At 46.9% G+C, this 12,321-nt stretch carries 8 protein-coding genes; all 8 read left to right on the top strand.

What is annotated here, in order from left to right:
• Nucleotides 1–406: 406 nt before the first annotated feature.
• The 8 genes from K5Q73_RS07845 to K5Q73_RS07810 all read left to right on the top strand — a co-directional run bounded on the left by K5Q73_RS07845 (nucleotide 407) and on the right by K5Q73_RS07810 (nucleotide 12,244).
• A complete protein-coding gene (locus tag K5Q73_RS07845) occupies nucleotides 407–2,014 on the top strand; it encodes a BCCT family transporter (protein ID WP_220760912.1) in 1,608 nt (535 codons plus the stop codon).
• A 3-nt stretch (nucleotides 2,015–2,017) separates the two neighbouring features.
• Nucleotides 2,018–3,139, top strand: a complete 1,122-nt coding sequence (locus K5Q73_RS07840) for a mandelate racemase/muconate lactonizing enzyme family protein (RefSeq protein ID WP_220760910.1) — start codon at nucleotides 2,018–2,020, stop codon at nucleotides 3,137–3,139.
• Nucleotides 3,140–3,809: 670 nt separating this feature from the next.
• On the top strand, nucleotides 3,810–4,670 hold the full coding sequence (locus tag K5Q73_RS07835) for a DmsE family decaheme c-type cytochrome (protein WP_259650742.1): 861 nt from the start codon (nucleotides 3,810–3,812) through the stop codon (nucleotides 4,668–4,670).
• A 9-nt stretch (nucleotides 4,671–4,679) separates the two neighbouring features.
• Nucleotides 4,680–6,392 carry an MtrB/PioB family outer membrane beta-barrel protein gene (locus tag K5Q73_RS07830; protein ID WP_220760906.1) on the top strand — a complete coding sequence of 571 codons (1,713 nt, stop codon included), beginning with the start codon at nucleotides 4,680–4,682 and terminating at the stop codon, nucleotides 6,390–6,392.
• Between the two features lie 10 nt (nucleotides 6,393–6,402).
• On the top strand, nucleotides 6,403–8,853 hold the full coding sequence (locus K5Q73_RS07825) for a molybdopterin-dependent oxidoreductase (RefSeq protein ID WP_220760904.1): 2,451 nt from the start codon (nucleotides 6,403–6,405) through the stop codon (nucleotides 8,851–8,853).
• 9 nt (nucleotides 8,854–8,862) lie between these two features.
• Entirely contained in the window at nucleotides 8,863–9,480 is a 618-nt protein-coding gene (locus K5Q73_RS07820) for a DMSO/selenate family reductase complex B subunit (protein ID WP_220760902.1), read from the top strand.
• A 1-nt stretch (nucleotide 9,481) separates the two neighbouring features.
• The gene (locus K5Q73_RS07815; RefSeq protein ID WP_220760900.1) at nucleotides 9,482–11,575 is read left to right on the top strand and encodes a hypothetical protein; all 2,094 of its coding nucleotides are present in this window, start codon (nucleotides 9,482–9,484) and stop codon (nucleotides 11,573–11,575) included.
• A 48-nt stretch (nucleotides 11,576–11,623) separates the two neighbouring features.
• Nucleotides 11,624–12,244, top strand: a complete 621-nt coding sequence (locus tag K5Q73_RS07810) for a molecular chaperone (RefSeq protein ID WP_220760898.1) — start codon at nucleotides 11,624–11,626, stop codon at nucleotides 12,242–12,244.
• Nucleotides 12,245–12,321: the final 77 nt, after the last annotated feature.

The raw sequence follows: 12,321 nt of genomic DNA, 5'->3' as shown, positions 1-12,321 counted from the left end.
ATGCAGCATCCATTTTGAGTGCTATCTGTTTTGCTAATAACAGCAGCTAATGCAACAACCCAGGCGACTTTGTTTGCAGCGTAGCATCCCTGGCAATAGTGCTTTCCGGCTTTAAAACCGCGATGTAGGCCACACAACTGGTTAGTAAGCAAAACAAGCTATTAACAGCTACAGCAGTCGCTCAACCTAGACTCAGAAATCACTACAGAACGTTTAATGTTTAAGCCATCACAGTAGCAAAAGTGTCTATGTGACTCACCTCTTACTATTACGTTTGGTAATAGCTGAATAAGCTTTTATTGTTGTCACTCAAGGCTCATCTCACTCAAAATCCGCCCGAATAAAATTCCCAGTGCGGTTTACCCCAAGATGTAAATCGCACGACCACTTTTGTAAGGATGTAGTCGTGACTGATATAACAGCGGCACCGGTAACAGACAAAACTGTTACCCAGCAATCCCCAGCTCAAAACGATAAAGTGCAAAATGATAAAGTGCAAAACGACAAACTGCTGATCTCAGTAAGCTTGGCGGTTGTATTTGCTGTAGTTATGATGCTTATCTTTAACCCAGATCAAGTACAAGCTGCCGGTAAAACTGCGTTCGCAGCATTAACCAATACTTTTGGTTCTTTCATCCAGCTATTTGCCTTTGCATCAGTGTGCACCATGCTGTACATCGCAACCAGCCGCTACGGCACCATCAAGCTAGGTGATGGCGCACCTGAATACACCAACATGAGCTGGTTATTCATGTTTATCTGTGCTGGTTTAGGTTCGGCGACCATGTACTGGGCGTTCATGGAATGGGCTTACTACTACAACGGTATTGGTCTGAACATTGAAGGCCAGAGCAACGAAGCGCTGCGCACTAGCTTGTCTTACGTGATGTTCCACTGGGGTATTACTCCTTGGGCTATCTACGGTCTAGCGTCTATCGCTATGGCGTACCACTTCCACGTTAACCGCGCTAAAGGTCTAAACCTATCATCGCTAATGGTATCTATCCTTGGCATGAAAGAAGACAGCACGGCTAGCCGCATCATGGGTCGCACGCTAGATCTTATCTTCCTATTCGCAACGTTTGGTGGCTTGATCCTAACCACTACAGTTACGGTAAACACAGTATCAACTGGTTTTGCAGAGCTGTTTGGTATGGAAAATACCTTCGCGATGAAGACCATCCTGCTAGCCCTTATTACTCTGACATTTACTCTAAGCTCTTACATTGGTATTGCTGAAGGTCTACAGAAAATCGCTCACGCTGCATGTGGTATGTGCTTTGTGTTTGCTGTGATTGTATTAGTCCTTGGCGACACTGGTTTTATCGTTGACTTCTTTGTTAACTCGCTAGGTCTAACCTTAACTAACTTCGTTGAGATGAGCTTGTTCACTGACGCAACGAATGGCGGCACCTTCAACAAAGACTGGACTGTGTTCTACTGGTTGTACTGGTTCACTTACACCCCAGCGGTAGCAATTTTCGTAACCCGTATCTCTAAGGGCCGTACTATCCGTCAGGTGGTATTAGGTCTGATTGCAGGTGGTTGTGCCGGTTGTTGGTTCTTCTTCGGTGCACTAACAGGTTACTCGGTTGACGCTATGGTTGACGGTGTAGTGAATGCTCCAGCATTACTAAACAGCGCGAGTGGCGACATTGCAGTAGCTCAGCTAATTGCTAACCTGCCATTTGGTACCATCTTGTCAGTATTCTACTTTGTACTAATGATGCTATTCCTAGCTTCTCACTTAGATGCAACTGCGTTCACCGTAGCTGCTGTAAGTACTAAGAACCTAAAGCAAGGTCAAGATCCAAGCCGTGAACTACGTGTGTTCTGGTGCATTATGCTAAGTCTATTGCCGCTAGCAATGCTGTATATCAATGCTTCACTAGACACATTGAAAACTGCGGTAACACTGACAGCGGCACCATTTGTCATCGTACTCATGCTATGTATGTACGGCTTAAAGAAATTCCTGTCAAACCACAAGTTTGATGACGTTACAGAGAAATAAATCATGTTGAAAATTACCGATATTGAAGTGATCCACCTACGCGTCCCAGCAATGGATGCCGATTGTGAATGGGGTGAAGACGCCGTCATCGTTAAGGTGCACACTGATAAAGGTATTGTAGGTGTTGGCGAAGCTGACTCTAGCCCGCTAGTGGTTCAAGCTTGTATCGAAGCGCCACAAACTAACTTCTACTGCAACGGCCTTAAACGTCTGTTGATTGGTGAAAACGCGCTGGAAATTGAGCGCCTGTGGAACAAGATGTACTGGGGTTCTAACTACATGGGTCGTCGCGGTGCAGGCATTCATGCTATTAGCGCTATCGACATCGCTCTGTGGGATATCGCCGGTCAGTTCTACGGTGTGCCAGTACACACGCTGCTAGGTGGTAAGTACCGTGACAAGATCCGTTGTTACGGTACCTTCATTCCGGCTGATAAGCCTGAAGACAACGTAGCGATTGTGCAGGGCTTGAAAGACCAAGGCTTCAGCAGCATTAAGTTTGGCGGCGGTGTGATGGGCGATGACCCTGACACCGACTACGCCATTGTTAAAGCAGTACGTGAAGCTGCAGGTCCAGAGATGGAAGTGCAAATCGACTTAGCGTCTAAATGGCACACTTGTGGTCATTCAGCCATGATGGCAAAACGTCTAGAAGAGTTTAACCTCAACTGGATTGAAGAGCCGGTATTGGCTGACAGCTTGATCAGCTATGAAAAGCTATCACGTCAAGTGTCACAAAAGATTGCTGGCGGTGAATCTTTAACTACGCGTTACGAGTTCCAAGAGTTCATCACTAAGTCTAATGCCGATATCGTTCAGCCAGATATCACCCGTTGTGGTGGTATCACTGAAATGAAGAAGATCTACGACATCGCGCAGATGAATGGTACTCAGCTGATCCCACATGGTTTCAGCACCGGCATTTTATTGCATGCTTCAGTGCACTTCTTAGCAGCTTGCGAGCAAGGCACGCTAATGGAGTTCTCTCAGAGCAGCAGCCCACTGTTCACTAGCTTAGTGAAAAACCAACTGCAGTTCGACAACGGCTATGTAGCTGTATGCGACAAACCTGGTTTAGGTATCGAGCTAGACGAAGACTTGGTTGCCAAATACCGTGTGAATTAGTCCCGCGTAAATGAGTAGCGCGCTATCTAGTATCCACTAGTTTACCCGCTAAACAACAATGCCAGTAAGTTAAGCTTACTGGCATTTTTTATGTCTATTTTTTCTGAGAGCGACTCGGGACAACAGCTAAGTCATCTCAAACTTCCTTCACACCTCCCGCTAAACAAGCACGTCGCTACTCATCATTTGCCTCATCTAAATCCTGTTGATTCATCATCAAAATAAAAATGAACCATGAGAGCATTTAACGTAAATGCCAAAATCTCGCTTAACTCCCCTCATGGTTCCAACCACCTCATTGGCAAGGTGTATGCAGGTCTGATTGCAAATCGTAGTAAATAATATGGAACAAAGTTTACAACTGTCAATCCACTATAGAACCAAGGCTAGCATCTGCGAGCCACGACTCAAATACCGCAAAAAACAAGACGGACATCACACCCAAACCCAGGAACCACTAAAAACCAAGTAAATACCATATCGAAACAGATCACACTAATGCGTTATTTTTTGACCAACTGCAAATATAACACATAGAGGTACACACCTGCCTACCTTGATGTGACATTCATCACTACAAAAGTAAACACCTGTCTCTACAATTACCTCGAACTAGGTACTAAGACATAAAAAACCATTTATTTTCGAAATAATAAGTATGGGATAGATGATGAGAATCTTACTAAAAATCGGAGTGTTAATGGCCTTCTGTGCTACCACACTCTTTACTGCGCCCAGCGCTCAAGCCGACCAAGTCGCTACTCCTTTAGAGCAGCAACTGGTTAATAAATTCACCGAGGCTAACTACTCTAAAAAAGGTGCTGACACCTGTCTTATGTGTCACAAGAAGTCTCAAGCTGTTATGGCGATTTTTAATACGCCACACGGTGATACCAACCAAGGCCCTATGGCTGGTCTTCAGTGTGAAGCCTGCCACGGACCACAAGGTAAGCACAAAGGTAAGAACGAACCCATGCTCACCTTTGGTGATGAGCTATCCGTCGAAGGCCGTAACAGTGTTTGTGAGTCTTGCCACAGCCAAGAGCACACCCCCTTCCATGACCAAGCCTGTAGTGATTGCCACAACATTCACCAAGCAGAGTTAGCTGTCAAACAACCTCAAACTCAGTGCTCTAGCTGTCATATGCAGCAAGAGTCGGCCAAATTTAAACGCTCTACTCACTTAGAAAACTTAGCGTGTAGCGATTGCCACAACCCGCATGAAGAAGCGCCACTAGCAGTTAATGATACCTGTTACAGCTGTCATGCCGAGAAGCGCGGACCCGCCTTATGGGAACACGCTCCTGTTGTTGAGGACTGCACCACCTGCCATAACCCACACGGTTCTGTAAACGACAACCTACTTAACAGCCGTGCACCGCAGCTATGCCAAAGCTGTCATAACCAAGCTGGCCATCCTGGTGATGTGCATAACAACCTAGATGGTTTCACTCAGGGTCAATCGTGCATGAATTGCCACAGCAAAATTCATGGTTCGAACCACCCCGCTGGCCACTTGTTTGAGAAATAGGAGTCGATGATGAACGCAAAACTGACTTTAGTAGCACTCGCTGTTCTCTCAGCCAACGCCACTGCAGCAAACTTTTCTATACCGCAAAATATTGAAACTGACTATGCCTGTAAACGTTGTGTAGCACCTGAGCACAACAACAGTGTTGGTGTGATGACAGAGCAAAGCACCCACTTAGATAACCAGTATGGTGCGAGTGCTGATATTCAAAGCGAACATTACAGTATTGATGCTAACAATGCGGGTGCTGATAATGGCTACCTAAAAGCGGCGGCTAAATACGGCGATGTTACTCTAGAACTGGCTTATGTTGACCTTTGGAATCTCGATGATAATGATATCGGCGCCGAACGTAAGCAGTTATCAGCTGCAGCTAAGTATCAAACTCAGCTGGTTAGCGCTTTTGTTAAAGCAAGCTCGGAAGATAAGCAAGGTCAGCGCATTAGCTCTGTAGTTGACCCTAAGCCTACTAACTATATCGAGACCATCGACCACACTACTCAGGTGATGAACGCTGGCGTGCAACTGCACGGTGATTTTTGGAATGTTGGCGTTGCCGCCTTTAACTCTGAATTTACTGATAATGCCGACATTGACCCCAACAATAGTGCCCAACAAGCTAGCGTAAAAGGTGGCCTTAATTTCGGCACTACTCGTCTGAGCATGAGCGCTGCCTCTGGCAAGATGATCCAGGACGAGGCGATTGAGCAAGATAACTCGCTGGTGCCTATCTCCAACTTCGATGGTGAAGTGGAAACCCTCGACTATAACGCTCGTATCAGCTCACGCTTTATCGGCATTAAGCTCAACGCTTTTTACCGCTACAGTGACCGCGACAATGTCAGTGGCTCATATGAGTTCTTCGATGGTAATAATCCTCCTGTGATTAACACGCCTATCGACACCAGCAAGACACGCTATGGCGTCGACGCCAGTTACCGTTTGGGCAGCACTAATTTCAGTGCCGGGTTTGAGCAAAATGACCGTACTCGCTCAGACAGCGACCGTGAAGAGACCCAAGAGAGTGAGCTGTTTGCACGTGTAGATTACCGCTTAGGCGCACTCAACTCGCACGTTAAGCTCACCAGCGGTGCACGCACTGGTTCTGACTACCGCATTGGCGACGATATTTTTGAAAAGTACTACCTTGCCGATAGAGACCGCCTCAGCACAGAGCTTGGTCTAGGTTATAGCCGCAACAACTATGGCGCTAACCTCAAAGTTATTTTAGCCAGCGATGACTACAGCAACAGCTCAGCACTGCAAGAATCTGATGAAGTGCTCGTTAACTTCGACGGCTTCTACCGCTTCAGTGAGCAATTAGTCCTGAGCGCCTATGCCGGTACCCAGACTATCGACAGCTTAGAGCTGCACAACACCAGTATCAGTGATGAGTTTAGCTACTTTGGCTTTGGTCTAGAGCAGTACCAAATTAACGACGATATCTCAGTCGGCAGCTCCTACACCTTCTCGTTCTCTGGCAGTGACACCTCGGTCGATAGCTCCGAAATGGGTGACTACTACCAGTATCAACACCTTGCTGAAGTCCATATGGATTACCGCATCAATGCGCGTTTCTCGACTCGTTTGGCTTACACCTACGAGCGCCACTACGACACGAACTACGCCAACCAACCGATTGAAGCCATCAACTCTATTGCTGACCTCAATCAGAATTACACCGACCACAAGATCGGTGCATTTTTCACAATAAAGCTTTGAGGTAAAAATTATGGAACGTCGTACGTTTCTTAAGTTCACCGCAGCTGCAACAGCGGTAGCCACTGTTACCGGTTGTGAAAGCAGCAGTGCCAACGACCCTCTTCCAACGCCGAGTGATCCCGTACTGCCTCCAGTAGGAGAAGGTACAACATGGGGAACATGCGCCACCAACTGCTGGCAAGCATGCCCTTTAAAGGTGCACAGTAAAGATGGCGTGATCACCCGCATCGAAACCGAAGGTAAAAGGACTGATAACTGGGACCATTTCGATCATGAGATCCGCCCTTGTCCTCGCGGCCGCTCTATGCGTCAGAAAGTCTACAACCACGACCGTCTCAAATATCCAATGAAGCGTGTTGGGCGTCGTGGTTCTGATGAGTTTGTTCGTATCAGCTGGGAAGAGGCTGTAACCAGTGTTGCCGAGGCGCTACAGAAGACTTACGCACAATACGGTAAAAATGCCATCTTCATGCCTTTAGGCGGTGGCTCTCACGACCTAAATACAGGTGTGACTCAATCCAGTGTACGTCTACTAAATATGGCGGGAGGATGCTTATTCTTCCATAACGACTATTCAGCATCACAGTACCGAGAAGGTTCTGCTGGCATGTATGGTTACCTTGCCTCTAACGCTGGCGATACGGTCGGTTTTTGGAATACGGGTTCTAGCCTGCGTAGCCTAGAAAACAGCGATTTGATGGTTTGCTTCGGCTATAACCCAATGGAAGCTCGCCTTGGCGGCGCAGGTTCTGGTTATGAGTATTTGAATGTTAAGAAGAAAAATAACTTCAAGACCTACTATATCGATCCAAGATTCACCGATACAGCAGTAACCGCTACTGACGAGTGGGTGCCGATTCGTCCTGGTACCGATGCAGCCTTATGTGAGGCAATCGCCAATGTACTCATTGAAGATGGATACGCAGATATTCCCTTCCTTGAGCAGTACACCTATGGCCATGATAAGTATCTAGACTACATCACAGGTGTTACCGACGGGGTTGCTAAGACTCCTGAACGTGCCGAAACTATTTGCGGCATTCCTGCAGAGAAGATCCGTGAAATTGCAGAGGCGATTGGTACCGCATCTGCACCATTCGTAACCCAAGGTTTTGGTCCTCAACGTCAAGGTAACGGTGAGAACAATGCTCGCGCAGTAATGATGTTGCCACTGCTGGTCGGCAAAATCTCAGGTGATGGCATGAATCACGGCGGTACGCCAGGCAATGGTGGCTTGTCTCATTACGCCATGATGCCGGCTGATACGTTGATGGATCTAATAAACATGAAAATCATGGACGTGACGATTCCTGCAGCTTCACACCTTGATGCCATCGAGTTTGGCAAAGAAATGAAGCCGAGCACTCATGACGTTCGCTATTCAGATCCTGAGTTAATGGCTGATGATAAGCCACTAGATACCAACGTGCGTTTTTTATGGCTAGCATCATCAAATATGTTGGCAAACCAGAACGGCGATATTAACCGAGCTGACCGTCTGCTTAACGACGAACGCCTTGTTGATTACGTGGTTGTGGTTGAACAACATATGACTGCATCGGCTAAATACGCAGACATCATCTTGCCTGAAGTGAGCTGGCTTGAGATGTACGATGTCATTCAAAGCTACAACAAAATGGATTGTGGCTCTTTAATGTACGCCTACGGCATCACGCCTTCTATCGATCCTATGTTTGAATGCAAGCCTGCCTACGATATCTGCCACATGATCGCCGATAAGCTTGGTATCGCTAGCAAGTTCACCAATGGTGGCATGACCTACTTAGATCAAGTGCGCAAAGTCTACTCTGAATTTAAGAAAAGTAATCCTTGGATCCAAGGTGACACCTTTGAAGAATTCGTCAGTTTCGGCCCACAACGTCAGCAAGCCCCTGAACATCCAAACGTAGGCAAAATTCGTGACTTTATCACCGACCCTGTGAGCAACCCACTAGGCACACCTAGCGGCAAGGTCGAGATCTACTCGCAATATTTTGAGAGTAAACAAACCCAAGCCGAAGGCACCGACGAGATCAATCCACTACCTGTGTATTTTGCCTGTGATGAGTCATACGAAGACGCAACCGCTTCTGAGTATCCATTTCAGTGCATTAACTATCACGGTAAACATAGTGCCCACAGTATTCATGCCAGCACACCTTGGCTCAATGAAGTATTAGAGCATCACCTATGGCTCAACCCTATAGACGCAGGCGCTATTGGCGTTATTAACGGTCAAAAGGTCATCGTTGAAAGCCGCAGAGGCAAGCTTGAAATTACCGTCCGTGTAACGCCACGAATTGTTCCCGGCGTAGTCGCTATGCCGCAAGGCCAGTGGCGCCGAATGAAGGGTGATATCGATGTGGGTGGCTGCGCAAATACCTTAACCGATAGTAAGCCGAGCCCGGTTGCTAAGTCATTCCGATCTAATACTAACCGAGTCAAAGTCTACTCGGCATAGGAGCAAAACATGCAATTAGGATTCTATGTTGATACAGCAATCTGCTCAGGCTGCAAGGCCTGTATGGTGTCCTGTAAAGATAAGAATGACCTGAATGTAGGACGTAACTTTCGCCGCGTATATGAATATGCAGGCGGAAGCTGCACCGACAATGGTAATGGCGTATTCAGCCAATCTGTCTTTGCCTACTACACGTCAATCTCGTGTAACCACTGTGATACCCCAGCTTGCACCAAAGCTTGCCCGACGGGTGCTATGCATAAGCGCATCGAAGACGGCTTAGTGTTAGTGCATGACGACATCTGTATCGGCTGTTCATCTTGCGCTCAGGCCTGCCCCTATGACGCGCCGCAACTTGATGAGGCACGGGGCAAAATGACCAAGTGTGACGGCTGTATCGACCGCCTTAATGCAGGTAAACAGCCGATGTGTGTTGATAGCTGCATTCATCGTGCATTGGACTTTGGCCCTATCGATGAGTTGCGTGCCAAATACGGTGAAACGGCTGAAATTGCCCCGCTACCGGCAGCAAGCATTACCAAACCCAACCTAATTCTTAGAGTTCATCCAGACGGCCAACCTGTAAGTTCAGGTGCCGGTTCTGTAGTAAATCCAAACGAGGTATAACATGAATACTAAACTTTCTCTTGTCGCTATCCTGCTTGCAGGTGCTATGGTTACTGGCTGTTCTGATGACGACTCAGAAACAATATATGTCTGCGAAAATGGATCAGAGGTTTCAAGCCCTGATGAATGCCCAGTAACAGAGCCGGGCGATCCAACTGACCCTGTTGATCCACCAGCTATAGATGGCCCATTTGTACATGCTGGCCGTACTATTGTAGACGGTGCATTTTACAGCGCAACCAGCCCTGCTAATGAATACGACCCTCTGCGAGATTGGGAAAATACCATGCCTGCAGGATACAAAGAGATGCGTAACGCTTCTTACCCATGGGGCACTACCGTCTATGACAGCGCTGAAAATGGTGAAGAGCTATGGATGGGTACCATTTCTAACGGTTGGTGTGTCTGGCCATACCAAAATATCGGCATGCCTATTCAGTTGACCACTTTTGAGAGTGAAACAACAGGCTGTTCAGTACCGGGAACCACTGGTACACCATCACAGATCTTCATCTACAACTTCCGCACTGGCGAAAAAGAAGTGATTCATGAAAGCATGCTGACATCTGGCGGCCCTGAGTTCACAGAAGCATTCAAGCCTATTAACAACACTTATGGCTTCCGTGCTGCAGGTACTGTTGGTGATCTAGTATTCGTTGCCGGACATTGGAAGACTACTGAAAATCAAGGACGTCTACGCCTATTCGTATTCAACGCTAAGGAGCGCTCATTCATCGGCTACCGCGATATTGTTGGTGACACGACTCGTCGCTTCCGCACCTTAGAGCACCCTGATGGTACGACAGGCTTCTACACTCTTGTGGGTGCAGAAACTGGGATGACCCAAGCGGGGGATGGTCCAACTCAGCTACTGCGCTGGGTAGGTACCCAAGATGATCCATTTGCCGGTGGTAACGTTGATTTGGGTCGCGGTAATGATTTAGACCCACTTACAACTGTAGGTTGGGATGTAGTATCGACTCAACTAGATAATGACACTGCTCCAGATGGAGTGCAGTACGGTATGGTTGGTGACTGGCGCCAATTCACTCATACTGACGACACTGAGCGTTTAATCATGTCAGCTTCTGCCCATCCGTTCGTGTATAAAGATGGTGAACGAAATAACAAGTTCAAAGAGTCAGTTATTCTGATCTCTGACCCTATCCCTGCTGCTGGTTACACTGTTGATAACCAGCTTACGTTCCGTGAAGTATTTGGTATGGATCAGTACGATCCTGATACTAAAGGTCGCTGGGGAGCAAAATGGGGCACCAGTGCAATTAACGATGGTTTCATGTATTTCGGTACTTACCATCAAGGCACTGATGCCGCTTATAAGCACTTCGCTAAAGCCGATCCTGAGCTATTCACCGAGTTAACAGGCCTTGATCCACACGATTACTCCGTTATTGATGCCAATAAAGAAGTTAATCACAAAGAATTTATGATTAACGAGTGGCGCGCTACTTCAATCTTCCGTATTGACCTTAACAATATCGATGCAGTAAGCGAAGGCGATACCTCTAAGGTGGAGCTGCTATACGGCTACGAGACCATGCAAGTTAATGATGGTAACGGCTGGAAGGCTATACCAAACAAGCTAGGCAAGAAGCCTACTCATGGCGAAGCCGGTATGGGCAACCCTGGTAATGTTTATTCTTGGACCTCGATTGCCAAAGACGGCAAGTTGTTCTGGGGCTTCTTCGATGCATTCTCAGGCCTACATGACCTTCTGTTCGATGCATACGCTGGTGAGTACATGTTATTCGACGGTATCGTATTCCAGAACAGTGAATGGAAAAACCAAATGGCTAACAATCCAGCCATGTGGATGTACGAGTACACTAAAACGGAAATGGAAGTGAATGGTCTAGCCGATGAGTTTATTCCAGGTGGCGATCTAGCAATCATCGAAGCTGACGGTAAAGCACGTAAGCTAACCACTAACGGTTTCGGTAACCAGTGCTCTAATGGCGTTCGTAACGTAGTCGATATCGACGACAAGCTGTACTTTGGTACATCAACTTGGTGTAACGTGGGCCCTACTTCTGGTCTTGAGTTCTACCAATACGAGCCTAGCTTAGATAAGTAGATATCTCTTCAAGGCGGCCACTTGGCCGCCTTTTATACTGGAGTAAATATGAATAACGCATTAGCTGAAATAACCCCAATCTTAGCGGCCAATATGTATCATGACCCTAGCGATAAAATGCTGGAGATGTATCAAGAAAATGACTTCAACCTGTGCTATCCATTACTGACTGAAAGTAAAACCCGTAGCGAAGGTGTTGCGCTTATAAGCAACTACATAAAGCAATATAGCTGTGAGCAGTTACCTGAACTACGACTCGATTTTAATCAGCTTTTTATCGGTCCTGGTAAGATGAAAGTGCCACTATGGGGCTCGTATTACCTTAGTGAAGATAACCTACTATGTGGGCCCAGCACGCAAAAGCTACAAGATCGCATCGACGCTTTAGGTATAACGGTCAATACCATTGATGGTGATAACCAACCTATCGACCACTTATCACTGGTGCTGCAACTTGTGGAATATACCATTAAACAAAACAAGGTCTTGGAGCTGAAAACCATCATAGCTGAACACCTTGCGCCATGGGCATATCGGGTTGCAGAGCTAACAATTGAGCATTCAAAAACGGACTTCTATTTAGGCTGGGGATTATTGCTGAGAGACTACCTAGATGTGTTAGTCGAGTCTAATGATGTCATAGTACAAGAGCCTGCGCTATGGGGGTAATCGGCTCGATAAAGCTACAATATAAAATCGCCAAGGTCGCCAGTAGGATAGAGGACTACATAAGCGCTTCTCTTGAG

This window comes from Shewanella sp. MBTL60-112-B2, assembly GCF_019655055.1.
In the GTDB taxonomy this organism is placed as follows: Bacteria; Pseudomonadota; Gammaproteobacteria; order Enterobacterales; family Shewanellaceae; genus Shewanella.
This window is presented reverse-complemented; position numbering and strand designations above follow the sequence as displayed.

Excerpts from the sequence above, each read along its gene's own strand:
- K5Q73_RS07815 (WP_220760900.1), top strand. The coding sequence starts at position 9,482 with ATGAATACTAAACTTTCTCTTGTCGCTATCCTGCTTGCAGGTGCTATG.
- K5Q73_RS07825 (WP_220760904.1), top strand. The coding sequence starts at position 6,403 with ATGGAACGTCGTACGTTTCTTAAGTTCACCGCAGCTGCAACAGCGGTA.
- K5Q73_RS07840 (WP_220760910.1), top strand. The coding sequence starts at position 2,018 with ATGTTGAAAATTACCGATATTGAAGTGATCCACCTACGCGTCCCAGCA.
- K5Q73_RS07820 (WP_220760902.1), top strand. The coding sequence starts at position 8,863 with ATGCAATTAGGATTCTATGTTGATACAGCAATCTGCTCAGGCTGCAAG.
- K5Q73_RS07835 (WP_259650742.1), top strand. The coding sequence starts at position 3,810 with ATGAGAATCTTACTAAAAATCGGAGTGTTAATGGCCTTCTGTGCTACC.
- K5Q73_RS07810 (WP_220760898.1), top strand. The coding sequence starts at position 11,624 with ATGAATAACGCATTAGCTGAAATAACCCCAATCTTAGCGGCCAATATG.
- K5Q73_RS07830 (WP_220760906.1), top strand. The coding sequence starts at position 4,680 with ATGAACGCAAAACTGACTTTAGTAGCACTCGCTGTTCTCTCAGCCAAC.